Raw genomic sequence first — 25,357 nt, 5'->3', positions numbered from 1 at the left:
GCCCAATGCCCCATGCCCCATGCCCAACCCCCAATCCCTTATGTCTCGAAGCCGCGAACCGTTTATTAGTCTGGCACTCTACCACGCTTTTAAGTGGTCAGTTGTCAGTCCCATGCTTCACGCTTATTTTCGGGGACTGATTTACGGTGTGGAAAATGTCCCCCAATCTGGCCCCTTGGTAGTTGTGAGTAATCATGCTAGCTACTTTGATCCGCCGATTGTTTCTAATTGTGTGCGTCGCCCTGTGGCGTACATGGCTAAAGAAGAATTATTTAATGTTCCAGTGTTGGCACAGGCGATTAAATTGTATGGTGCTTACCCAGTCAGTCGGGGAAGTGCCGATCGCAATGCTATCCGCGCCGCCCTAGAGTATCTTGATAATGGCTGGGCTGTGGGTGTGTTTTTAGAAGGTACTCGTACCCCAGATGGTCGGATTCAAGATCCGAAAAGGGGTGCAGCTTTGTTAGCCGCTAAGGCTAAAGCACCGATATTACCTGTATGTTTGTGGGGTTCAGAGCAGATTTTACAAAAAGGTTCACCCCTACCTCGTGCAGTTCCCCTGACTGTGAGAATCGGTCAGTTAATTCCTACTCCTAGTTCAACCAATAAAGAGGAATTGGAGACGGTGACGCAAAAGTGCGCCGCAGTGATTAATGAGATGCACGATTTAGGGCGTTAGTGAAAATATCTAGAAAATATGCTTTAAGAAAGTAGCGATCGCCTGTTGGTTTTTGTAAATTCAAAGTCAGTTGCTCAACTTATCTCAATCATCTATGAGTGGCTTTGAAGCCAAAAACCTGTGGAATCGCTTAAATAATTGGGTCTTAGTCCGCTTTCTGCTCTTAGTTGCCGTTGGCTGGACTATTATTCAACTTTTAGCCTATTTTCAAACCTTAATAATTATTTTTACCTTCGCCACAATTTTGGCTTTTTTACTCAGCTACCCTGTCAAATGGTTACGGCGGTTTGTACCTAAAGGTATAGCCGTTGTTGTAGTTTTCCTGATTAGTATTTTTCTCCTGTCTGGGTTATTTATCACAGTCGGTCTAGCAGTCTTATCTCAAGGACAACAGTTAATTGATAGTATCTCTAATTTTTTGGCTTCTTTAATTCCTTTTTTAGAAAGAGTTGAAGAAATTTTACGTAACCGGAATTTACAAATAGATTTAAGCGTAATTCAAGAACAGTTACGCAATCAAGCTGTATCAACTTTAGTCACAAGTTTAGCCATTGTGCAACAAATTTTGACTAATTTTATTACATTTATAATAATTGCGGTTGTCGCCTTTTTTATGCTACTGGACGGCGAAAAACTGTGGAATTTTATTCTCAGAATCGTACCAAAACAGCATCGTGGTAAATTTACTAAGGTGATTCGCCGGAATTTTTTAGGCTTTTTTCGAGGTCAATTATTATTAACTTTATTTCTAACTACATCAACTTTTATTGTCTTTATATTATTTAAAGTACCTTTTGCTTTATTATTATCTTTAATAGTGGGAATATTGGATATTATTCCAGGGATAGGAGCTACTTTAGGCATCAGCACCATTACTTTAATTGTGTTATCTCAAAATGTTTGGTTAGCATTAAGAGTCTTAGCAGCTTGCATAGTTCTCCAGCAAATCCAAGACAATATAATTGCTCCCCGTGTGATGCAAGGGACACTCAATCTAAATCCGGTAGTGGTATTTTTTGCTTTATTAGTAGGTGCAAGAGTCGCAGGATTATTAGGGGTTTTTATTTCAATTCCCATTACAGGAGTAATTGTTTCTTTGTTTGAAATTAATGCAATGAAATCAGAGGTTTAGATATTAGTTATTAGTCATTAGTCATTAGTCATTAGTTATTAGTTATTAGTTTTTTTCGGCATTTCCTCTGTGTCCGCTACTCTCCATTCCCCATTCCCCTTAGCTAATTACTGTAAAATCAAGATATACACACAAAAACAAAAAATCATGTCAGATTTAAGAGAAGAATTAAGAGAAACCTTGGATGAAGCAGAGTGGGAATGGTTAATTCCTCATGTGCAACGAGATGCGGTGATTGTGGTGTCACAAGACTTAGATTTATTGGCTGTGGGAGAAGCGATCGCCTCTGATAACACCTCATCAGTGGAACAATGGATAAATGAGCAATTACTCACTAAACCTTCAGTTACCCAAATGGGAGAATGGAATAGCGATCGCCAAAAGCGTTTTAACACTCTCATCCTTCAGCCTTATGTTCTAGTGCAAGAAATCGCCGCTTGATGTGAAAACAGGGAGTGGGGATTGGGGATTGGGGACTGGAGATTGGGGACTGGGCATATAAGATGATATTTTCCCAGTCAACAGTCAACCGTCAACAGTCAACTGTTAACTATTTTGAATTTTGTAGGCTTGCCTTCCCGTAGGGTATTTTGAATTTTGAATTGATTTGTCTCCCTCATCCTCTACTGTCCGTGTTTTTTCTTATCCGCGCCTGTGTAACCAGTTGCTACCCATAACAAGGCTCTAGCTCCATCTCGGACTGATTTTTGAATCGGTTCCGGTGGGTTTTCTGAAGGTACTGATATGGGTTTAAAGCCAATTCCCCGACTACCCAAGACTATCTCACCAATTACACGGGCGCGGCGCATGTGGTAATCTGAGGTAATTAAATACACACTCTTTATATTGCGAGCTTGTAAATCATCTACTAAAGTGGTAAAATTTGTTACTGTATCTACCGCTTCATAATCTAAATGTAATCGCCGGGAATTAATGCCAGCTTTGGCAAAAACCCGTCTGGTAAATGTAGGCGGACTACCGCCAGAAATTAAAATAGGTAAATTTGGATGCTGACTAGCAAATTTAGCTGTAAACTTTTCTCTTTCTAGGTGTTTGGTAGAACCGCCTAACACTATGATTGCTTCGGGTTGTTTGTCATTGTTTTTGGCTTCTTGGTATCCCAAAAACATTAGTAGTGGTATAAACAGAACCACAAACTGAAATGACTTACCTTTAAACAATAGATTATTCTTCAAGGCTCTATAACTTCGTTGATTGTGGAAATAATTTTTTCTAATAATCCGAAAAATAACAATGTTCAACGGGCAAATTCACCCAAATAGATATTTGCATATTTAATTAATACAGAATTAAATGCGTATTAGCGTGTTTTTGCAAATATTGAGTAATTTTGCCAGAGAACGGCATAGCGATCACCTAGGGTGGGGCTTGCGCCATCGCTATACTTTGAGTGAATGAGTGGTTGATAACGGGACTGGCCAGATTCGAACCGGCGACCTAGCGCTTAGGAGGCGCTCGCTCTATCCAGCTGAGCTACAGCCCCAACTACGAAGCACCTATTATGATAGCAGTAGTTTTAGCTAGACTGCCAGGAATTGTTCCAATCACCGCCACCAATTTCTAACCCACAAAGATAACTGTCTGCTGTGAGAATGACTAGAGGGTTTTTACCCCTTATTTGCCGCAACTCTAAACTCAGCTTGCCTTGCATAGTGTCCCGACAACAGAATTGTAAACCGTTGACTGTCGGCGCACGTAGAGGTGTACCGGGTAGATGGGTAGTTCCGGTTAATTCAACCTCATACTCTAAATTTCTGGCTTTCATTTGCCATCTACCCCAAGGCTGAATATCCCATGTAACTTTTGCATTCCAGGGAACGAATTCATAAAACTTACCTTGATAATGCAAGCCAACCATCGCCACAGATTCCATCCACCACAACACACCACGTCTACCACCGCCAGCAGTTAAGGCCAAATCCGGTTCACCGTCAAAACTATTACAATTGAGCCAAAACCATTTTTGCGGGAAAGCACCACCCCAGTTTTTTTCACCGTAAGCTGGCGCATTCTGGAATTGATAAATTTTACCGTTCCAGTCAATCCAACCACTAGCTAAACCGTGCGCCATCAAAATCTGCCATCCCGGTTCAAAGATTTGTAAAAACGACAGCCAGCCAGCCGTTGATTGCTGGATACTATTTTGATTACCCCAGCCATATACAGGCTGAATTTCATACTCCCAACGACAATAAAAACCAGTGGCAGGATCTTGAATAAAACCTTGGTTCAAGTTGGCTGTGGCTTGATAACCTTCTTTTATGTGGCGTGTAAACTCTGTGGGGGAAAGGTACATTGGTGGAGTGTTGAGGTGAGTTTTACCCCAATGACCTAAAGCTAAAACATCTCGACTAGCCCAAAATTTAGTTACATCGGGAAAAGTGCGATAGACATATTGATCATCCGCACCGAGGACTTGAGCCGCACCGCCACTATGGGGTTTTCCACCAATAGGATCTTCGATGGAATACATGAAGGCGAAAGTTTGACCACAGTCGGGTAAAGTGACACGATAATACCAGCCTTCAAAGAAACGGCGACTACTACCATCCCAATGGTAGCCGCTATGGGGCGTTTGAGTTGATTGTTGACGGTTTACTGGAATAGTTAACATATATCTATATATAGCTTATTCTCAGTATGCGCGATCGCTTTGACATCAATCATGCTTATGAAATTCTAGGGTTAAAAGCTGGTGCATCGCAGATAGAGATCAAACTAGCTTACCGCCAACTCGTGAAAATTTGGCATCCCGATCGCTTTACTAATCCCCAGCAGAAACAACAAGCAGAGACAAAAATTAAACAAATCAACGCCGCTTATAATCTCCTAAAATCACAAAATCCGCCTGTTGTCAAGTCTGCTGCATCTGTGCAACAAAATTCTCCACAAGTAACCGTCAATCGTTGGGATGCAGAAACTTTCTATAATTACGGTGTGGAGAGTGTCGCTAAAGGAGAATATCAACAAGCACTGGATTATTTCACCCAAGCAATTAGGCTCAACCCTCGCTATGCTGCTGCTTATAAATCCCGTGGGTTTGTTTGCTCACAATTAGGTTATGAATATAGAGCCACATCAGATTTAAATAAAGCCGCACAGTTAGAGGGTAAAATCCCAAAAACGGCTTATGGTTCCCGGATTAAGTATAAATCTGCGCCTAAATCTTTATTAGGGAAATGGTGTCAAAAAATTAAAAGATTTCTGAAATTGAATTAGGGTGTGTAAAGAAATTGGGGGATGCGATCGCCTAAAAAAATTAGTTTCAATATAAAGTATTACCACTAGATATCATCCCTTTAATTACGCTGCATCCGCTAGGTTGGCTAAAAAATCTAACTCTTGTGCTTTCGGGGGATTATCTGTTTTCCAGTGGTATGCTAAATCTCTTAACCAACTCTCAACTAATGTCTCTAAATAAAATTCAGAAATCCTCTTGTTTGCAAACTCTGAATCGTACTCAGACATAACTTCATGAGTTGGAAAAGTATAGATAGTTTCTAACTTTTTACCATCCCATTTAAAAATGTTAATGGTTTGAGGAGTAGCAGTCATACCATAAGGGATGATGATTCCATTATGCTCATACTCAAACTTGAGAATATCTTCTACTTTTGATTTAATATCTTCTGCAATGTCTCTGGATCTAATTTTTGATACTAAAAATTTTTGTCCGTTTTTGTCCCAGCCTGTAATGTCTGATATTTCTATTGTTTTGCCACTGAGTTGTTCAAAGTTCATTTTTTCTATCCTAGTGACATTGGCTATAGCGACATTTTTATTGTAAATGATAGGCGATCGCTCTAGACTGTACACAACTTCTGAGATTCAATAACAGTTTTTGCCATTGCATCTATAACCAAACAGATAACAGCCGCAACACAAGGAACAGCCACAGCATTACCGGCTTGTTTTCTCACAGCTTGATAACTGCCAACTATTTTGTAAGAATCAGGGAAACCTTGAAGTCGTAACATTTCCCGTTCTGTTAGTCTTCTTTCGCCATTGACTAACAGGTAATTGTAAGATGCTCCTGCTCTCAAGGCGCAAGAATAGGGATATGCACTAATATTACCGCCTTTATTTTCATGCCAGATAGTTATTTCGCTATATTGCTGCTTTCCCTTTCGTTTTTCTAGACGACTATTCCTAATTTTTTCGGAAGCGTAATAAAAATCAGGTACTTTATCTTCCAGAACTTCTGACAGTGGCTTCATCGGAACACCACCTTCAGGCCAAATGAAATCAACTCGGTTGCGGAAGCCTACAATAAAAATACGTTCGCGCTTCTGTGGCACACCAAAATCAAGCGCGTTGAGAATCCGATAGTCGGCGTAGTACCCTAAGCTACTAAGAGTATCCATGATTACTCTGAGTGTTTGCCCTTGATTATGCCCTCTTAACTGTTTGACATTCTCAAGGATAAAGGCTTGAGGCTGTTTTGCTTGCAATATACGGGCTATTTCAAAAAATAGAGTCCCACGTATATCATCAAAGCCTTTCATGTCTCCGCATATACTGAAGGGTTGGCAGGGAAACCCAGCGAACAAAATATCATGTTCAGGGATGTGTTGAGCGTCTATCTGGGTAATGTCGCCTGCGGGCTTCTCGCTAAAGTTTGCTGCATAAGCTTTTTGAGCGTCAGGATCTATATCACTGGAAAAAACGCAGACGGGTTGAAGATTAAGTTGTTGGCAAACCATTTCAGCCGCAACACGAAACCCGCCAATTCCACAAAACAAGTCTAAAAATTTGAGAGCGCTTTTTTTGTCGGCGTGGTGCATCTGTTTGGCGTTTACTCGATTGTGGCAATTGATTATCCACTAATTATCCGACATACATCAACTGTCAAAATTAGCTCAAGCCTATGACTGAGAAAGAATTTCTGGTGAAAAAACCAATTTGGTAGGAGAAGAAACCAATATAATGCAGCATAATTAACCTTTATAGCATTGAGCGATCGCCATCAGTGACAAACTGAGATAGTGCATCCTCAAAGCTGGAGATTCAACTTCAGTAATTGACTATGAGTACAGCAAATATTACGCCAGCTATACGTGTAGGAGTCTTGGGTTTCGGTGGACTCGGACAAGCAGCCGCCAAGCTACTTGCAGGTAAACGAGAAATGAACTTGGTAGCCGTGGCAGACCAAAAAGGTTACGCTTACGCAGCTGAAGGTTTAAACTTTAAAGATTGCATTGCTGTCTACCAGTCTCAAGGTTCAATAGGTTATTTAGAACCAGTCGGTAATTTAACTAACAACAGTATTCAAGATTTAATCGACAGTAGCCAACCTGTAGACGGGTATTTTCTCGCTTTACCCAACCTACCCAATGACTTTATCCCTTCCGTAGCGCGGCAGTTTATTAAATCTGGTTGGCGTGGTGTGCTGGTGGATGCGATTAAACGCACCAGTGCTGTAGAACAACTAATTACGATGAAAGATGAACTGCAAGCAGCAGGAATTACCTACATGACAGGATGTGGTGCTACCCCCGGACTGTTAACCGCCGCCGCCGCCTTAGCTGCCCAAAGCTACGCGGAAATTCATCAAGTAGAAATTACTTTTGGCGTGGGAATTGCCAATTGGGAAGCTTACCGCGCCACTGTGCGAGAAGATATTGGTCATATCCCTGGTTATACAGTAGAAGCTGCACGGGCAATGACTGACGCAGAGGTAGAAGCTTTACTAGATAAAACTAACGGTGTGCTGACCTTGAAAAATATGGAACACGCCGATGATATCATGCTAGAGTTAGCCGGGATTGTAGAGCGCGATCGCGTGACTGTTGGCGGTGTAGTTGATACCCGCAACCCGAAAAAACCCCTCAGCACCAATGTTAAAGTTACAGGACGCACTTTTGAGGGTAAAATCTCCACCCATACCTTCACTTTAGGTGATGAAACCAGCATGGCTGCTAATGTGTGCGGCCCCGCTTTTGGTTATCTTAAAGCTGGTATGCAATTGCATCAACGAGGCATTCACGGCATATTTACAGCCGCCGAAATTATGCCCCAGTTTGTCAAATAATAGGACTAAAGTAGGGGCGGGTTAAAAGAGTAAATCTGTAGATATACGGAATTGTTTATCAACCCGCCCCTACTACGAGCTATAGTCTGATACCAGTTACGTAAGTCCTGATTACTTTTTTCGACTGGGAGTAATTAAGCTGAGTAAGTAGACAATCACTCCTAGAAATCCCAATTCTCTTGTCAGAAATTGCCAAAGCTGTCTCCGATTGCGAATACTTTGAAAGTTATTAAGATAATCTTCCAATCCTTTGATTGCAACTAAATTTTCCTGTGTATTTAATAACTGTTGTTCTGATTGTTTTAAATTTAAGCGTGTATTCTGCATTTCTTGCAGCAAAATTCCAATTTTTTCTAAACCTCCAATAGAATTAATTTCTTGTAAAAATTTCTGTATATAATCAACATTTTGAGAAGATTTGGCTATTGTCTCTTCTAAATTTACCTGAATACTTTGTGATTGTGTCAACAGAATGTTGGCGGTAGCTTCAATCTGTTTGATAGATTCTTCAACTTTTAGGAGTGCTTCCCGACTAGAATGAATTTCGGCAATTAATTCCTTAACTTCATCTATTTCCTGAGCTTTTTTTAAAGTCCTTTCCGCACTCTCTATAGATTTATTGATAATGTTTACTAAATTTTCCAAGTCTTCAGCAACTTGTAAATCTGTAGAGTAGCTTTTATCCATGATTTATCTCTTTATAATAAAGTTTATCTATAGCTGCCTGACAAAGTAAGGATACTAAAGAACCATCTTGGTTTGATATTTCCTGTCTAAATGGAAAATGTTCAGGCATTTCTATTCCTATCTTGGTACGTACTCGTGCAGCTTCATACAACATTCCTTTATTTTCAAGTTCATCTGCAATCCTTAAGATTAAATTCTGATATTCTTGAAAATCTATATCTTTTAGTGGTGCAGCTTCTTTGATGGCTTGCCAATAATTACCTAAAGCCCGTAACAGTAGGCATTTAAGAGGAATTTTATCAACTAAGCTGAGAATGTTATCAGCTTTTAACAATTCCTCATGTATCAGATGATTAGGCTGACTCTGGATAATTCTTATAGCATTATTTTCGATTTCTGCAAGTTTTTTTAAATCAACTCTTGCTAGTCTCAATGCAGCATAAGTATCCCAGGAAATTTGCAAGGGATGGCTTTTCAAACCTTCATAAATAAAATCACATACAACGTCTATATCTAGAAATAAGTTTTCTCCATTCGCCCATTCAATAATCCAATCCAGAGCTTCTAAATTTTGGGATGTGGAACATTGACATTCCTGAAAATGTAATCTTCCAATTCTCTCGATTTCATCAGTAATTGCAATTATCAATAATCTATAACGAGGTCTAGTGAAAATTGTGTACCAATTATTTGCTTCTTCAAATGTCGGTAATCCCTGACCATTAAAGACACAAAAAGCTACACAAACATCAAATTCTCTACCTTTAGCTTGTTGAACATTTAAATAGTCTAAGCCAGGAAGATTTTTATAATTTTCTGGAACATTCTTATAAATTATTTTCACTCGACTAGAGACACGCCTAAGAAGAGAACGCTGCTCTAAAGATGAGATATATAGAAATTTTTTACTCAGAATTTCCAAAATTTCTAGTGCTTCCGCCTGAGAATTGCATTCTAAAAGTCTTACAGGTTCACCAACCTCAAAAGTATTTTCAGGATTGCTGATTTCAGGTAATCTTTTTCTTCCTGAATTTGCTTTTTGTGCAAACCTATGAAAAGTATTAGCAAATTTTAAGATAAATTTAGTGTTGCGATAATTGTATTGTAAACATTTTCTTTTATTTAATTGTAACTGTCCCCAGTCGAAGTTTACAGGTTGAATTCTTTGATTCATATCACCTAATAAACAAAGCACAGAAGTATGGTAATATTCTGTTTGCCATCTCTCCAGCATTTTGATGATAGCCCACAGTTCATCTATGAGATAATCTTGGGCTTCATCAAATATAAAAATCGTTCTATTTGCATTTGGGAAATTATGAGCATTTTCGGTAATTAGATATACTCCCTCTATCCAATTTCTCTTGCCTGCCAGTTGAGAAATTCGGTTATTCTCATTAATGGTTTTTAATTGGTTTATTAAAGATTCATTTTCATAATAAATTGGATGCTTAGATTGGTTAGATTTATGCCTGTTGATTACAAAGCTTCTATATAAAATTAATTCTCGATATCCAATATATTGAGAACGGGGAATATCATGAACTCTTCGACGTGCTTCTGCTTGTAGAGCAGATAATTCTTCTGATGTTGTGGCAATTTTTTGGTATATATCAGGTGCAGATTGAGAAAGCCATTCAGTAAAAGTTCCTATAAAGAAATTTTTCGGTTCTTCAGCTATAATTTTCTTGATTTCTGTAAATTTCCTAATATCATCACATAAATTAGCAGGAAGTATCAGAACAATATTCCAATTATCGCGATAAAGTTCACAAGCAATTAAAGCAGCACATACAGTCTTGCCTGTACCTGGCGCACTTTGTATTAAAAGGCTATTGATATTGGTAAAATTTGATGATATTTTAGACGAGCTTGTTTGTAGTTCAGCAAAAATTCTTTTCTGTTCATTCGTCAAAACTGGAGAATATAAATAGCCGCCATAAACAAATTCGTACCAAGAGTCAGATTGATAATTGTGCCATTTATATGTAGGAATATCTTCTACTTTCCTTTCATCTATTTCCAATACATCAGCTAATGTTAGCGGTTGATTTCTATCCCTGTTTTCAATTATGTTTTTATAAACATTTTTTCTTAAACCTGCTTTAATTATTAAAAATACATTTGAGTTCAACCTTTCCCAAATGACTCTAACATCTTTTCTTTTTGTTCTCCATAAATTTTCATAGCCTTCTAGTTTTCGATATTCTCCAAGATTACATTCACTCATTTGTGTGAGGATTTCTGCTACATCTTGAAAATAGACGTAAGAAAGCTTTTGAATTTCTCTAAAAGCAGCACGTACAATTATTACAGTACAATTTCCCATAGCATTACCTCAGAGGATACTACGTTCATTAAACGATTTATCTGAGTCATAGCCACTGTGATAATAGGGAAATTAGAGTTGCTGAATTTAGGTATGAAAATAATTTACATATAAGCTATGGTGCTGCTGTCAACCACGATGAATAAATCTCATCGGCAACAGTAGGGAATTTAAGTAAATTGGATATTTAGCTGACTACACTGATCGTAATATGTAGTTCGTATCTGTGGAAACACTAAAAATTAGTATAGCGTGAAACAGCAGAATTGGGAATTAGATATTTCTGAATATGAGTATAAAATTTCAAGATACCTGCTTAACACACATCTTGCACCTGTTCCTTGATGATAATTTTTGGAGGGTGGGCGTTGCTTGCAAGTTGCTCAAAGCCTTAGTTTTAGGTTCTTGGCTGTGCATCGCCTGGAGCTTACTGAGAATGGTGCAAGATATCAGCGATCGCTATGCGGTAATGATGAATTGCGGAGACGACAGATACAGAAAAGTGAAAGATGCAAATTATACAACTATGACAGGGAAAACAGGGGGAGCCTGGGAGAATACTCATATCAGTTCCCAGTCCCCATTCCCGATTCCCGATTCCCTAAAAGAATGCTGCTTGATGACGAATCAAGTTCAAGAATTCTTCGCGGGTTTTTTGGTCTTCTTGGAATATGCCAACCATTGCACTGGTGACAGTCCAAGAGCCGGGTTTCTGCACACCCCGCATCACCATGCACATATGGGTGGCTTCCATGACTACTGCTACACCTTGCGGTTCTAAGATGGTTTGAATGGCTTCGGCAACTTGGCGAGTCAGCCTTTCTTGGACTTGCAAGCGACGGGAATACATCTCGACAATACGGGCTAGTTTACTTAGTCCCACAACCTTCTGGTTAGGAATGTAAGCAACGTGCGCTCTACCCATGAAGGGTAACATGTGGTGTTCGCACAGGCTAAAGAAGTTAATATCCCGGACTAATACCATCTCGTTATGCCCTTCATCAAACACGGCTCCATTGATGAGTTCTTCTAACGATTGGTTGTAGCCACTGGTCAAAAACCGCATTGCTTCTGCAACTCGCTTGGGTGTCTTCAATAGACCTTCCCGTTCTGGGTCTTCTCCTACACCTACTAATATTGCTCTCACGGCCTCCATCATTTGCGCCATCTGTTCCTCTGAAGGCTGATGCAAATCGGGTTGCTTGCCATCGTGGGTGTTGCGGTCTGGTCTGGTGTTGATGGCTTCTGCCAAATCGGGAATCAAAGGAGACTGAGCGCGATTGGAACCGTTGGAACTAGCAATAGTCATGATATCAATACTTGGTTATGGTTTATCGTGAGTTGTGAGTCATTAGTCATTGGTCATGGGTTGTAATAAACAAATGACCAACAAAGGACTAATTAAAGCGCACCTGCGCTGGGCATGAGAATCAATTCGTTAATCACTGCTTGTGGTGGTAATAAAGCAGTATGAAGAATTGACTGGGCCACAATTTCTGGGGTGAGCATTTGGGAACGGTCAAAGTCAGCATCAACGGTTTCTGTGTCCCACAGTTCAGTGTTGACTGCACCAGGACAAATCGTTGTGACACGAATACCTTGAGGGCGTTCTTCTTGCGCCAAAGTTTGAGCAAGGGCTAGTAAACCAGCTTTACTCACACAATAGGCTCCCCAGTTAGGAAAAGCTTGTTTGGCAGCGATGGAGGCGACATTGATGATTGTGCCATTACCTCTAGCGCGCATTCCCGGCAAAATACCTTTAATACACTCAAAGACGCTAGTCAGGTTTAAATTGATCACTTGCTGCCAGTCTTCTAAAGTGGTTTGACTGAGAGTGTTTGTGTATCCTATACCGGCATTATTTACGAGGATATCTATCTCTCCAAAATCATCGGCGATCGCTTGCATTTTTGTTTGTACTTGCGATACCTCAGCTAAGTCTACAGCATACACTTTGGCTGTAACTCCAGTATGTTTGGTTGCTTCTGCTACAGTCTCTAACTTATCTAGAGAACGGCTCACTAAAGCAATATCTATTCCTGCTTGTGCAAAGGCTAAGGCCGTTGCTTTTCCAATTCCACTACTCGCCCCAGTAATTAGAGCGCGTCGTTTCTGCTCCAAACTCATCCTCTCTCCCAATTTGTTGGCAGGTTTGCCAGGCTTGACCACCCAATTATGAAAATCTTAGGTGTTATTTTAGATGACACAAATCTTAAATTAATCTTAATTTCCCCGGTTTTTCCTGGAAAAATGATAATGTTATCTGTTATTATTAGCGTCCTCTTCAATTATTTTTATACAGGATAACAAATGTTGTCTTGAGAACTCAAACCATTGACTCACAGCCAATTATTCATTTTCTAGACACAGCTTTAGGGTATTAGGAATTTGAAATTGGTATGACACTCATCTACTGGAGTGGATTTGCCACTGACAAATAAACAACCTCCGAATTTTTTTGTGGGATGGGTGTCTCCACCTGTCCCATATTTTGGGCGGGTAGTCTGCCCACCTTACAAGATGGATAATTTACGCTTGGGAAATCCCTGGGTTCCAGACATCAATGCCTATGGCTGAAAAGATTGTTAAAAATCTTTAAGAACCATAGGCATTATAACATTGCTTGTGAGTTAATGTATCAAATTCTCAGGCTGATTAATGGGCGATTTCTGTAAACACGCCGATTTTACGGAATTTTTCGTAACGCAGTTGCCGCCGTTCTGGAGATGTTAAACGATTGAGTTCATCTAAATTGTCTAAGAGTGCTTGTTTAAGGGTGTTAGCGGCTTGAAGCGGGTCAGTATGCGCGCCACCAATAGGTTCGGGGAGAATCTGGTCAATAATACCCAAGTTTTTCAAGTCGTGGGAGACAATTTTCAGGGCGACGGCGGCTTGGGGAGCTTTGCTTGCGTCTTTCCACAAAATAGCGGCACAGGCTTCGGGGGTAGCAACGGTATAAACGGCGTGTTCAAACATTAATAGGCGATCGCCGACACCAATACCCAAAGCACCACCAGAACCACCTTCACCGATGACGGTGCTGATAATGGGTACATCCAGAGAGAACATTTCCCGTAGGTTATAGGCGATCGCTTCCCCGGCACCTTGACGTTCTGCGGCTACCGTCGGCAAAGCTCCCGGTGTATCGATAAACGTTAAAATCGGCATACTAAACTTATTGGCGTGTTCCATCAGCCGCATCGCCTTGCGATAGCCGCCAGGGGTAGCCATGCCGAAATTACGAGCGATATTATCTTTAGTATCGCGTCCTTTTTGATGACCCAACATCACCACCGGTTGCCCACCTAAACGCGCCACGCCACCAATCAAAGCTGGATCATCACTACCAGAGCGATCGCCATGTAATTCCATCCAGTCATCAGTAATAGTCTGAATATAATCTAGGGTACTGGGGCGACGGGGATGACGAGCAACTTGCAGGCGTTGAGCCGGCGATAAGGTACTAAAAATCTCCTCCCGCAATTGCATGGCGCGTGCTTCTAGCTTGCGAATCTCACCAGAAACATCAACACCGTTCTCGTCTGCCAATTGCCGAATTTGCTCAATTCGGTTTGTCAATTCAGCTAAAGGCTTTTCAAAATCTAAAAGTAGTGGTTTACGCTCAGTTGTAGCCATAGTTAGGGATTGGGTATTGGGGATTGGGGATTGGGTACTGGGGATTGGGTACTGGGGCATTTAATGCAAGAATTTGGAATTTTTTAGGCGTAAGCCTTCCCTACGCTGGCGTAAGCCTAGCCGTAGGCTATGGGTGAATTAATTTGTCCCCAGTCCCTCGTCCCTAAACCAACAGTGGTCTAAACCCGTGTTTTACCGATGCTTGACCAATCTGCTCCATTTTGTCTACGGTAATCTGATTACGCCCCCAAGAAAAGTTCGTGTATAACTTCTCAAATTCCAGCAGCATCGATTCAGCAAAACAAGCAAATAACTGGCGTGCTGGCACTTCCATATTGACGATTTCCATGATTTTCCAGTCAATATCTAAAGAATGCTCAACAATACCACCGTTGAGAACATACACACCCGAATGCTGTAATTTAGTGGCTAAATTTTTGGGATAGCCGCCATCAATCAACAGACAAGGTTTCTTCAAGGTTGTCGGGTCAATTTCCACACCTTTGGGCATACTCGCCACCCAAACTACAATATCAGCTTGGGGTAAGGCTTCATCCAAAGCCATGATTTTTCCCCGTCCCAATTCTGCTTGTAATTGCTGGAGGCGTTCTTGGTTACGGGCTATCAGCAACAGTTCTTTAACATCGGTTCTCGCATCTAGCCAACGAGTCACTGCACTGCCAATATCACCAGTAGCCCCACATATCGCTACTGTCGCTTGGGAAAGTTCTATTCCTAGTTGTTGTGATGCGCCTTCTATCTGCCGACAGATAATATAGGCTGTGTGAGTGTTACCTGTAGTGAAGCGTTCAAAATCTAGTTGAATGTTACGAACTTGTCGAAACTGCTCCAAGTTAAAATTTTCAAAAATGATCGAGGAGAACCCACCTAAAGCTGTGATATTGATGCCATGCTTTTGAGCATGAGCCATAGCGTTGAGAATTTTCCGTGTTGCGGCTTTAATCCGACGATTTGCCAGCATTTCAGGTAAGAAGCAAGATTCTACATACTTGCCTTCAATTGTCTCCCCAGTGATACTGGTAACTTTAATGTGATCAACAATTTGCGGTGGCGCGCTACACCAAAAATCTAGCCCTTGATCGGCGTATTCTGGGTATCCCAATTCTTGGGCGACCGCTTGAGCGTGTTCTAGGCTCGTCAAATGTCCAATTAGACCAAACATTAGTGATATATTCTTAGGCGTGTGCTTTGCTAAAAGCGTGGGGTTTGTGGGTAAGAGACAATACCTAACTCTTAAAAATACTATACAAAGCGTAAGATGTCTCAGGGGCAACAAAGTCAGTTACCCCTACAAGCAAGGTTTAAGCTGCTCTAAGTCCGTAGGCTGATAAGCGCATGATTTCCCCAGTCGAGAAGCCGATATTGCTTAGGGCTTCTCCGTACTGAATCATAAAATCTTCTACTAGGGCTTCTTTTTCCATCGCCAAAGTTGCGGCATCTGCTGCTACTTTGTTTAACATTTGCCAAACTATGGGCAAATTTTGGCGATTGGCTGCTTCTAATTCAGCTTTGGAGGTAGCAAAGTGTTCTTTTAGCCAAACTTCGCCAAAGTTGAGGTGACTGTATTCATCTTTGACGACTCCTTCGGTGATTTTGCGAGCGAATTCATCGGCTACGGGGATGTAGATGTTGTATGCTGCGATCGCAAAACATTCGATGATCAAAGACTGAATTAACAGACAAGTCACAACCTTGCCTTCAGCTGCTGCTTTTTGGAAATTGCCATGTAAATCAGCAAAAAATTCTTTAGCGAACTGCATATCTGGTTCTACTTTCAGATTGCGTCCACAAGCTTCAAATCCTTTCTTGTGGCGATTTTCCATTTTTGAGAGCCGAATCAGTTCATCTTTGTGTTCTGGCAGCAGTTCAGCTAGTTTAATGTAATTTTCATAAGCTTCTTGTTCGCCTTCAATCACGATGGCATTAATCCGGCTATAGCCATCTTTGTATTTTTCGCTGTGGAAATCAATTTCTAAATCGGCTGTCATCTGCTGCATAGTTATGTTTACTCCTGTAAACTGAATTATTTGATACGATGTTGGACTTACCCCTTGAATTTAGGGTAATGCTCACTGTTGTTTAATTTTACTTAACAAGTCACTATGTTATAGATTAGCTTTTGCTAGGAGTGATAGCTCTACCAATTTAATCAAATCAATAGGTCTTACTTCAAATTTTCCCACTTCGACGCAGCAAATGGTTGAAAATGGGCTTAGAGCATTGGACATGGGATTTTTCTCCTCTGTTGCCTTCACTCCCTACACCCCATAAACTTAGTGATTTAACTCATGGCTAAACCAAACTGGAGTCTCAAATCTGCCGATGTTTTCAGCCTAGGAGGACTAATACTGGGGGCGGTGATTGTGCTGTCACCACTGTTTGTAGTCTTTCTCACTTCCTTTGCACCTCCGGGAGCCAACATAGAACTTTTGCCCAAAGATAATTGGTCTTTAGCTAATTACCGCGATGCGTGGCAAAGAGGTAAGTTTTTGTTAGCATTTGCTAATTCTACCTTGGTGGCGATCGCTGTGACGGCATTTCAGATTATTACTTCAGCACTGGCGGGTTACGCTTTGGCGCGGCTGAAATTTCGCGGTAGACAAGCACTGTTGTTGGTAGTCTTAGCCACTTTGGTGATTCCGTTTCAGTTATTGGTAATTCCCATCTTTTTGGTACTGAAGTGGGGACACCTGATTAATACTTACGCAGCCTTAATTTTACCCACTGCCGTTAACGGGTTTGGAATTTTTCTCTTACGTCAATATTTCCAAACAATTCCCGTAGAGTTGGAAGAAGCCGCAGCTATTGATGGCGCGAACCGACTACAAATTTTGTGGCGAGTCATGTTACCTCTAGCCCGCCCTGCCTTGGTGACGCTGTTTTTATTTACATTCATCGGCGAATGGAATGACTTATTTAAGCCCTTGGTATTTACCACTCGACCAGAATTAAGAACAGTACAGCTAGCTTTGGCTGAGTTTCAGGAACAGTTTACCAATAATTGGCCTTTGATGATGGCGGCGGTGACAATTGCCACTGTGCCAGTTATGGTGTTGTTTCTCATCGGTCAGCGTCAGTTTATCAGAGGTATTGCTACGACAGGTATTAAAAATTAACGGGGAACAGGAAACAGGGAACAGGGAACAGGGAACAGGGAACAGGGAACAGGGAACAGGGAACAGGGAACAGATTTTTCCTCCCTGTTCCCTTTGACTGTTAGAGTCTAGCCTAGAAAGTATGTAAAGTTTTGTAACGAATTGCGTAATAGTAAGTAACCAAGCTGTAGCAATAATTAGGTGAAGTTGAGGTAAATTGAGGACTTCAACTGTTTTCAATCCCTGTAAATATCAGGGGTGCAAAAATTTATGATTCCAACTTTCTTAGGACTTACGCAACTGGCACATTAGTAGGGTGCGTCAGATATTTAAAATCTGTTATTTTTAGCCAATTATCGCTTCTGACGCACCCTATACGAGACTACACGCAACTTTGATGATGACAATTGCCTAAGTCCTATTTCTTGAACTACCACATCTACATAGCTAACAAGGATTAACAATAGTTATGAGTTCTCAAAACTTACAGGAAACAGTGCTAGATTCTCAAACCTTAAAACAACTACAAAGCGACATTCAAAAGGAACTACTAGAAGTCTTAAATAACTCTCAACTCAGCAAAGTATTGCAAAAATACGGTATATCACAGTCAGAAGTTCTGAAAATTAGTTATCAACTGGATTTAAATAAATTACAAAATATTGTAACTGATCAAAATCAGTTATCTAAAGATTGTTTATTAACAACAGAACAACAGCAGATTGAAGCCAGTGCAGTATTGCTTAAGCCTTGCCCAATAGAAGGTTATCCTGATGGGTGTTGGGTAGATAGCTAAACAATTTGTCAAACAAAAAATTGTGTTTTTCTGCACGGAAATATTTCCGCTACAGATAGCGTATCAGAGTATGATTATCCCAGTCAGTATTGCTAGTGCGTAACGACTTGGGGTAATCATTTTGTCATGTATCACAGCCGAAGCTACCATAAAAACTTAGGGCTAGTAAGTGCTTTAGCAATTGCTAGCATATCTGCTTTTTTTGGAAATGGTGCTTTTGCTCAAATCCAAGAAGACAACACCTTGGGTGCTGAGACGACAGTTGTCACACCTAGCTTGGTTAATAACCAAACTATTTATCAAATCGATGGGGGGGCAATTCGTGGGAGTAATTTATTCCACAGTTTTGAGCAGTTTTCAGTGCCTAATGCTCATACAGCTTATTTCAACAACGCTACAAATATTCAAAATATTATTAGTCGAGTCACTGGCAATTCTGTTTCCAATATTGACGGCATTTTCAGAACTAACGGCACTGCTAACTTATTTCTGATTAACCCCCATGGCATTATTTTTGGTTCTAATGCGGCGTTAGACATTCAAGGTTCATTTTTAGCTAGCACGGCTAGTAGTGTGCATTTTGGCAATAATCTGCAATTTAGTGCTGTTAGCCCTCAGACAGTGCCATTATTGGCAGTAAATGTCCCTATTGGCTTGCAATTTGGCACTACGGCGGCTACAATACGCAATCAATCCCAAGCAAGTCTGAGAGGCGAAACTAATCGTTTAAACCGCCCGGCTGGTTTACAAGTGTTGTCAAATCAAACTTTGGCATTGGTAGGCGGTGATGTGATTTTGGAGAGTGGAAATTTAACCGCCAAGGAAGGAAGAATTGAACTAGGAAGTGTTGGCGGTAATAGTTTGGTAAGTATCAACCCCATCAACCAAGGTTGGCTTCTGGGATACGAAAATGTGAGCAATTTTCAAAACATTCAACTAACAAGGGGGACTGTAGGTAGTCCTGCTAGTCCATCTATAGTGGATGTGAGTGGTGAAGGTAGCGGCAGTATTCATTTACAAGGTAGGCAAGTTTTCATTAATAGCAGTTCACAGCTTTTAGCTAATACTTTAGGTGCTAGGCAAGGAGGTAATTTAACGATTAATGCCTCAGAATTTGTGGAGTTAGTTAGTGGTACACCTTTGACTACCAGAACTTTTGGTTCTGGAAACGCTGGAGACTTAACAATTACAACAGGTAAGTTGATTGTGAGAAATTTCGCTCAAGTCAGCACAGGAGCGCAGTTTCCAGATAATGTCTTAGGACAAAATCAAGTGCTACGCTTGGGTTCTGGTGGCAAGTTAGTGATCAATGCCTCAGATTCTGTATTGTTGAGTGGTAGTTTTCCTCTTGGTAGTCAGGCTTTATCCAGTGGATTAGTTACTGCTACTCCTGACAATGGAGATGGTGGGGATGTAATCATCAACACGAGGACTTTACGTATTGAAAATGGAGCGAGGATATTAACAGAGTCTGCGGGTATACTATTACCAGGAACTAACCAATATTTACCAGCTACAGGTAGAGGCGGCAATGTGACAGTTAACGCCTCTGAGGCTATAGAAATAATTGGCACTTCAACTAATGGTGTCCCCAGTCGTATTTCTACTGCAACCAGGGGTATTGGAAACGCAGGCAATGTAACTTTGAATACTGGGCAATTGATGATTCGGGATGGGGGCGCGATACGTGTCAGTAGTGCAGTACCAAACAATTATATCTACTTAGGAGACCCTACTCAGCTAGGAGCAGCCGGTGAGATTACAGTCAATGCTCGTTCCATGCGATTAGAAAATCAAGGACAACTGGTAGCCGAAAGTGAAGCCGGGAGAGGGGGAAATATTACGCTCAATATGCAGGATTTGCTATGGATGCGTCAAAACAGTCAAATTTCTACCAATGCAGGCCAAACATTAGGCGGTGGAGATGGTGGTAACATTACCATCAATGCGCCTAATGGTTTCCTTGTTGGTATTCCTTTAGAAAATAGCGATATCACCGCTAATGCTTTCTCTGGTAATGGCGGTAGAGTTACTATCAACGCTAAGAGTATTTTTAGTTTTGTAGTACGTAGTCGTGCAGATTTGGTGAGGTTGCTAGGAACTGACAATCCAGAGGAATTAAACCCCAACAAACTGGAAACAAACGACATCACAGCCTTTTCTCAACAAAATCCTTCATTAAGTGGTACTGTAAAAATTAATACACCTGATGTAGACCCCAGTAAAAGTTTAGTAGAACTGCCAACAAGTCCTGTTGATGCTTCTGAGCAAATATCTTCTAGTTGTAATTTTGGTATAAACACTAAAATAAGCTCATTTGTTGTTACTGGTCGCGGAGGAATTACACCGAGTCCTACTGATCCATTGATGGATGATGCGGTGCTGGCAGACTGGATTAAATTACCAGTAGATCCGGGAAATCGTGGTAGTAGTATTCAGCAGCATAGAGAAGTATATACAGGGAGATTGGCGGCTAGCGATCGCTCTGGTGAAATTGTCGAAGCTCAAGGTTGGATAGTAGATGGCAATGGTAATGTAGTCCTAGTTGCTCAAGCACCCAGTGTACCCCATAGTCTAGGGTTGAAGTCGGCGGCTTGCGGTGGATTGGGGAGTAGGGAGTAGGGAGTGGGGGCAGGGGGAGAAGACTTTTACCCAGTCAACAGTCAACAGTCAACTGTCAACCATCAACCATCAACCATCAACATCCCTAATTTGTCTCTTGAATTTGCAGGCGGACGGTGTGTTCAATAGCACCACTAAGTTGGACTTCCATGACTTCACTACCTAGGGGTTCGATGCTACTGAGGAGCGATCGCAAGTTGGGGGTACTGGCACCAGTATCTACATATAATCTATCTGCCAGATTACTAATGCGTTTCCACGTCATGTATAACTTGGCAATGGTTTGTTCGATTTGGGAGGCTTGATTTACTAAGTCAGCCGCTACACTTAAACAGCCGATTCTTTGGGCTTCTTCTAAGGCTGTCTCGATGTCTATATCATTCTGTGTTAATGCTTGCACTTGCGCCGCCGACTTGAGATATTTGGCTAGCTGACGCGCTTCTGTGGTTACTTGCTTGATAGTATCGACATCGGGGCTAGCGGCAATTTCTTTTTGAATAAATTTTTGATGTGGTTCTGGCAGTTTTTCCATTTCCTTCACCAGAGGCGCAATGTAGCGGGGGGGAAGGGAATTTTCGGCGGCTTTAACTTTGACTGGTTCGGGTAACAACTCCGAACTCATCGCTGTCCATTCGTCGGTGAGTTGACGGACTTCCCGCCTAGTGATGCGATCGCCTTTACTAGCGGCTTCACTCACCATCTGTTGCACTTCTGGCGCAGCTTTCGAGGTTTCAATAAAAGCGCGTTTACTAAAATTATTGACTGCACTCGGCTCTAGCTTGCCTTCTTGTAAAAGCGTATCAGCACTGTTAGCCAATTGTATCCAGGCGTAGGCTTGACTTTTGCTGATTTCCCGTTGCTTGAGCCAATTGAGGAAACCAGTACCACGCCCATCACCGCTTTTTTTTTCTCTGTCGCGGATAGCCCTTAAGATGCGCCCCCGCCAAATTTCAGTTTGCAAATCAAAGCGATCGCACACCTGCCAAGCTATATCTAGCTGTTGTTGAAAATCTGACTCTGGAATCTGTTCATCTTCAGGATCTGGCAGTTCAAAACTCAGATCAGTAGGCTGTTGCAACGCCGCAGCTAGGTAGTTAATATCGTCCGTTGATTGCACAGTTAGTAACTTATTACTCTAGCGATCGGCTTATTATGACACAAACTGGGGACATCGGCTCTAGTGAGATTCTCAGTATATTGTCAGAATTTTTAATTTTGAGTGCCGCCAAGCGGTTCACAGGGCAAAATAAAGACAGTTAGAGCGATGTCAAACGCCATCCTGCCAATGAGTTACTGTCTTAATCCCCGTTGTCTCAAGCCAGAAAACCCTAACGATGTGAAGTTTTGCTTAAGTTGTGGTTCTAAGTTACTGCTCAAAGAACGTTATCGTGCCATCAAACCCATCGGACAAGGGGGTTTTGGCAGGACTTTCTTAGCTGTGGATGAAGATAAACCTTCTAAACCGCCCTGTGTGATTAAGCAATTTTACCCCCAAGCCCAAGGCACTAATACTGTACAGAAAGCGATAGAATTATTTAACCAAGAAGCCGTACAGTTAGATGACTTGGGCAGTCATCCTCAAATTCCTGACCTTTTGGCGTATTTTACCCAAGATGATCGACAATATTTAGTACAAGAATTTATTGATGGAGCCAACTTAGCCCAGGAACTAGCACACAAAGGTGCTTTTGATGAAAAGCAGATTCGGCAATTATTAAATGATTTATTGCCAGTCTTAAAATTTTGTCATGATAGACAAGTAATTCATCGGGATATTAAGCCAGAAAATATTATTTTGCGGCGCAGTGACAATAAATTATTTGTAGTAGATTTTGGGGCTTGTAAATCGGCGACTCAAACCGCTTTAAATCAAACAGGTACAAGTATTGGTAGTCCTGAATATGTTGCTCCAGAACAAATCAGGGGAAGGGCGATTTTTGCGAGTGATATTTATAGTTTGGCGGCGACTTGTATTAAATTATTAACTGGGCGATCACCTTTTGATTCCTATGATGTAAATAATGATAATTGGGTTTGGCAGCAATACTTAAAAACCCCCATCAGTCAGGATTTAACTAACATTCTCAACAAAATGCTAGTCAGCATTCCTGCTAGACGCTATCAGACAGCCGATGCAGTTTTGCAAGATTTGAATCAACAATCTTCAGCAGCAACAATCCCACCGACATTGATTAATCCAGTAACACCGACTTCGCCACCAACATTAGTAGCAAATTCACCAAGTCAAATAGATTTAGAACTAGAGGAATTAAAAACTCAATTTAAGACTGGTGGGAAACCCCAACCCCAAAATATACAACCGCCAACCGGGAATAATATTTCTGTAAATAACAGCAAAATAGACCTAGAATTAGAGGAATTAAAAGCTAAATATCTGGGGAATAATAACGAATAAATGCCATGAGCAACCTATTTGTATGTAGTGAGGACTTTAGTCCTCTATAAAAGACGCTAAGTGAACAAAATCAGAACTAATATCATGTCCGTTTGAATAGTTATCATATCTGTTCGGGTAGGGAACAAGAAAAGAGAAAAGAGAAAATATCAGCATCGAAAACTTATCATAAGTAATTAACCGGACATGATATAAAATAGGTAGTTTAAAGAAGTGAATAGGTAAGAAAAAAGTGACTCTAATATTTAGAGCCACTGACAAATAAATTGAGATTTAGAGAACTAGAAACTTACTTCTTAGTTTCAGTGATGGGAACCCATTCAGTGTGGAAACTGCCGGGTTTGTCGGTACGCAGATAGGTGTGTGCGCCGAAGTAGTCGCGTTGTGCTTGGGTGAGGTTTTGGGGTAGGCGATCGCGGCGATAGCTGTCAAAATAATCCAAAGATGCGCTAAAAGCCGGCACAGGGATACCAAGTTGGGCAGCTGTGATAATCACTTCCCGCCAAGCTGCTTGTCTGTCGAGAATTGTTTGCTTAAATTCAGGCGCAAGTAGCAAGTTAGGTAATGCAGGATTTTCGTTAAATGCCTTCTTAATCTTATTCAAGAAGCCAGCGCGAATAATACAGCCACCCTTCCAAATCCGCGCCATCTCACTCAGATTCAAATTCCAATTATATGCTTTTGAAGCTGTAGATAGTAGAGCCATCCCTTGAGCATAAGAGCAAATCTTAGAACAGTAGAGGGCATCCCGTACTTTGTTGATGAACTCCTTAGTAGAGCCACTATACTTACCACTGGGGCCTGTCAACTGCTTAGATGCGGCAATTCGTTCATCACGAATCGAAGAAATAATCCGAGCATTTACGGCGGCGGTAATGGTGGGGATAGAAACGCCTAATTCCAGAGCAGTTTGTACAGTCCAACGACCAGTACCCTTTTGACCTGCTGCGTCAACAATCAAATCTACTAGGGGTAGTTTGGTTTCTGGGTCGATGTAGGGGAAGATGTTGGCTGTAATCTCAATCAAGAAAGAATTGAGTTCGTCGGTAGTATTCCACTCAGCAAAAACTTCATGTAGCTGATTGTGGTCAAGTCCACCGGCATTTTTCAGCAAATCGTAGGCTTCAGCAATTAGCTGCATATCGCCGTACTCAATGCCATTGTGTACCATCTTAACGTAGTGACCAGACCCACCGGGGCCAACGTAAGTTACACAAGGGCCGTCATCGACTTGAGCAGCAATTTTGTTGAAAATAGGTGACAGGTACTCGTAAGAACTTTGTGTACCACCAGGCATGAGTGAAGGGCCATTGAGCGCACCTTCTTCACCACCACTGACACCCATACCAATGAACCGCAAACCTGCGGGTTCTAATTCTTGAGTCCGGCGTTGGGTATCTTCAAACCAAGAGTTGCCACCATCGATGATGATATCGCCTTCATCGAGCAAAGGTTTTAGCTGCTGAATGACCGCATCTACTGGCTTACCTGCTTGCACCATTACAAGAATTTTGCGGGGACGTTCCAAGGCGGCAACGAATTCTTCTAAGGTAAAAGCAGCTTTAACATTACGGCCTCCGGCACGCTGTGCCATGAAAGCATCGGTTTTTTCTCTGGAACGGTTATAAACTGCAATTGGGAAGCCATTACGCTCAACGTTCAGAGCGATGTTCTCGCCCATAACGGCTAAACCAATCACACCAAAGCTTTGTAGGGTCATAAACTATGTTTGGCTAACTCTTGCAGGTTCCTTCATCTTTAAGGGTAGTCCGAGATTTTCTCTTCTCCCCTAAAGAAGACATTAAGAGTTAATCTAAACAAGAAATGCTCACTGGAAACACAGTCCAAAAGTATTAAATTGTATCTAACTTCACAAATAGCTGGCAAAATTT

The 25,357-nt window shown here is 41.3% G+C and carries 22 protein-coding genes and 1 tRNA gene; 9 read left to right on the top strand and 14 right to left on the bottom strand.

Translation table 11 applies throughout. The features are described from left to right. Positions 1 to 40 precede the first annotated feature (40 nt). From A3775_RS23105 to A3775_RS23095, 3 genes are all read left to right on the top strand, one after another. Entirely contained in the window at positions 41 to 679 is a 639-nt protein-coding gene (locus A3775_RS23105) for a 1-acyl-sn-glycerol-3-phosphate acyltransferase (RefSeq protein ID WP_066382358.1), read from the top strand. 94 nt (positions 680 to 773) lie between these two features. Beyond that, positions 774 to 1,811, top strand: coding sequence for an AI-2E family transporter (locus A3775_RS23100; RefSeq protein ID WP_066427013.1), 1,038 nt, complete (start codon positions 774 to 776; stop codon positions 1,809 to 1,811). A 147-nt stretch (positions 1,812 to 1,958) separates the two neighbouring features. Continuing rightward, on the top strand, positions 1,959 to 2,252 hold the full coding sequence (locus tag A3775_RS23095; protein WP_066427011.1) for a DUF2288 domain-containing protein: 294 nt from the start codon (positions 1,959 to 1,961) through the stop codon (positions 2,250 to 2,252). A 182-nt stretch (positions 2,253 to 2,434) separates the two neighbouring features. On the opposite strand, the gene A3775_RS23090 is transcribed toward A3775_RS23095, so the two are convergent. The 3 genes from A3775_RS23090 to A3775_RS23080 all read right to left on the bottom strand — a co-directional run bounded on the left by A3775_RS23090 (position 2,435) and on the right by A3775_RS23080 (position 4,446). Further along, a complete protein-coding gene (locus A3775_RS23090; protein ID WP_231867069.1) occupies positions 2,435 to 2,941 on the bottom strand; it encodes a YdcF family protein in 507 nt (168 codons plus the stop codon). 300 nt (positions 2,942 to 3,241) lie between these two features. Continuing rightward, a tRNA-Arg gene (locus tag A3775_RS23085) sits at positions 3,242 to 3,315 on the bottom strand. A 33-nt stretch (positions 3,316 to 3,348) separates the two neighbouring features. Next, positions 3,349 to 4,446: a tocopherol cyclase family protein gene (locus A3775_RS23080; protein WP_066427008.1), complete on the bottom strand. Its 1,098-nt coding sequence runs from the start codon at positions 4,444 to 4,446 to the stop codon at positions 3,349 to 3,351. A gap of 26 nt (positions 4,447 to 4,472) precedes the next feature. Between A3775_RS23080 and A3775_RS23075 the strand changes: the two genes are divergently transcribed. Continuing rightward, complete coding sequence (locus tag A3775_RS23075; protein ID WP_066381982.1) at positions 4,473 to 5,051, top strand: DnaJ domain-containing protein; 579 nt, start codon at positions 4,473 to 4,475, stop codon at positions 5,049 to 5,051. An 84-nt stretch (positions 5,052 to 5,135) separates the two neighbouring features. Here the strand turns inward: A3775_RS23075 and A3775_RS23070 are convergent, their stop codons facing one another. Both A3775_RS23070 and A3775_RS23065 read right to left on the bottom strand, forming a co-directional pair. Beyond that, positions 5,136 to 5,573 (bottom strand): hypothetical protein, encoded by a 438-nt coding sequence (locus A3775_RS23070; protein ID WP_066427053.1) that lies wholly within the window; start codon positions 5,571 to 5,573, stop codon positions 5,136 to 5,138. Positions 5,574 to 5,635: 62 nt separating this feature from the next. Next, on the bottom strand, positions 5,636 to 6,616 hold the full coding sequence (locus A3775_RS23065; RefSeq protein ID WP_066427006.1) for a DNA cytosine methyltransferase: 981 nt from the start codon (positions 6,614 to 6,616) through the stop codon (positions 5,636 to 5,638). A gap of 242 nt (positions 6,617 to 6,858) precedes the next feature. Here A3775_RS23065 and A3775_RS23060 point away from each other — a divergent pair, with 242 nt between their 5' ends. Next, positions 6,859 to 7,863: a saccharopine dehydrogenase-like oxidoreductase gene (locus tag A3775_RS23060; protein ID WP_066381983.1), complete on the top strand. Its 1,005-nt coding sequence runs from the start codon at positions 6,859 to 6,861 to the stop codon at positions 7,861 to 7,863. A gap of 111 nt (positions 7,864 to 7,974) precedes the next feature. On the opposite strand, the gene A3775_RS23055 is transcribed toward A3775_RS23060, so the two are convergent. From A3775_RS23055 to A3775_RS23025, 7 genes are all read right to left on the bottom strand, one after another. Beyond that, positions 7,975 to 8,550, bottom strand: coding sequence for a hypothetical protein (locus tag A3775_RS23055; protein ID WP_066381984.1), 576 nt, complete (start codon positions 8,548 to 8,550; stop codon positions 7,975 to 7,977). Beyond that, complete coding sequence (locus tag A3775_RS23050) at positions 8,543 to 10,879, bottom strand: hypothetical protein (protein ID WP_066427004.1); 2,337 nt, start codon at positions 10,877 to 10,879, stop codon at positions 8,543 to 8,545. Before A3775_RS23050 ends, A3775_RS23055 begins: the two co-directional genes overlap by 8 nt. Positions 10,880 to 11,480: 601 nt before the next feature. Further along, a complete protein-coding gene (gene folE, locus A3775_RS23045) occupies positions 11,481 to 12,188 on the bottom strand; it encodes a GTP cyclohydrolase I FolE (protein ID WP_066381988.1) in 708 nt (235 codons plus the stop codon). A gap of 92 nt (positions 12,189 to 12,280) precedes the next feature. Beyond that, on the bottom strand, positions 12,281 to 13,006 hold the full coding sequence (locus A3775_RS23040) for an SDR family oxidoreductase (protein WP_066381990.1): 726 nt from the start codon (positions 13,004 to 13,006) through the stop codon (positions 12,281 to 12,283). A gap of 528 nt (positions 13,007 to 13,534) precedes the next feature. After that, positions 13,535 to 14,515 (bottom strand): acetyl-CoA carboxylase carboxyltransferase subunit alpha, encoded by a 981-nt coding sequence (locus A3775_RS23035; RefSeq protein WP_066382363.1) that lies wholly within the window; start codon positions 14,513 to 14,515, stop codon positions 13,535 to 13,537. Positions 14,516 to 14,678: 163 nt separating this feature from the next. Continuing rightward, a complete protein-coding gene (locus tag A3775_RS23030) occupies positions 14,679 to 15,698 on the bottom strand; it encodes a long-chain acyl-[acyl-carrier-protein] reductase (RefSeq protein ID WP_066381992.1) in 1,020 nt (339 codons plus the stop codon). A 139-nt stretch (positions 15,699 to 15,837) separates the two neighbouring features. Continuing rightward, on the bottom strand, positions 15,838 to 16,533 hold the full coding sequence (locus tag A3775_RS23025) for an aldehyde oxygenase (deformylating) (RefSeq protein WP_066381994.1): 696 nt from the start codon (positions 16,531 to 16,533) through the stop codon (positions 15,838 to 15,840). A 291-nt stretch (positions 16,534 to 16,824) separates the two neighbouring features. Between A3775_RS23025 and A3775_RS23020 the strand changes: the two genes are divergently transcribed. From A3775_RS23020 to A3775_RS23010, 3 genes are all read left to right on the top strand, one after another. Next, positions 16,825 to 17,652, top strand: a complete 828-nt coding sequence (locus A3775_RS23020) for a carbohydrate ABC transporter permease (RefSeq protein ID WP_066381995.1) — start codon at positions 16,825 to 16,827, stop codon at positions 17,650 to 17,652. Positions 17,653 to 18,100: 448 nt separating this feature from the next. Continuing rightward, positions 18,101 to 18,427, top strand: a complete 327-nt coding sequence (locus tag A3775_RS23015; RefSeq protein WP_066381997.1) for a hypothetical protein — start codon at positions 18,101 to 18,103, stop codon at positions 18,425 to 18,427. Between the two features lie 126 nt (positions 18,428 to 18,553). Next, positions 18,554 to 21,049: an S-layer family protein gene (locus A3775_RS23010; RefSeq protein WP_066427003.1), complete on the top strand. Its 2,496-nt coding sequence runs from the start codon at positions 18,554 to 18,556 to the stop codon at positions 21,047 to 21,049. A gap of 85 nt (positions 21,050 to 21,134) precedes the next feature. Here A3775_RS23010 and A3775_RS23005 read toward each other — a convergent pair whose 3' ends face one another. Beyond that, the gene (locus A3775_RS23005) at positions 21,135 to 22,166 is read right to left on the bottom strand and encodes a hypothetical protein (protein WP_066427002.1); all 1,032 of its coding nucleotides are present in this window, start codon (positions 22,164 to 22,166) and stop codon (positions 21,135 to 21,137) included. 168 nt (positions 22,167 to 22,334) lie between these two features. On the opposite strand from A3775_RS23005, the gene A3775_RS23000 reads away from it, so the two are divergent. Then, a complete protein-coding gene (locus A3775_RS23000) occupies positions 22,335 to 23,465 on the top strand; it encodes a serine/threonine-protein kinase (RefSeq protein ID WP_066382367.1) in 1,131 nt (376 codons plus the stop codon). Positions 23,466 to 23,754: 289 nt separating this feature from the next. Here the strand turns inward: A3775_RS23000 and gndA are convergent, their stop codons facing one another. After that, entirely contained in the window at positions 23,755 to 25,185 is a 1,431-nt protein-coding gene (gene gndA, locus A3775_RS22995) for an NADP-dependent phosphogluconate dehydrogenase (RefSeq protein WP_066381999.1), read from the bottom strand. Between the last annotated feature and the right edge of the window lie 172 nt (positions 25,186 to 25,357).

This window comes from Anabaena sp. 4-3, from assembly GCF_001597745.1.
GTDB lineage: Bacteria > Cyanobacteriota > Cyanobacteriia > Cyanobacteriales > Nostocaceae > Trichormus.
This window is presented reverse-complemented; position numbering and strand designations above follow the sequence as displayed.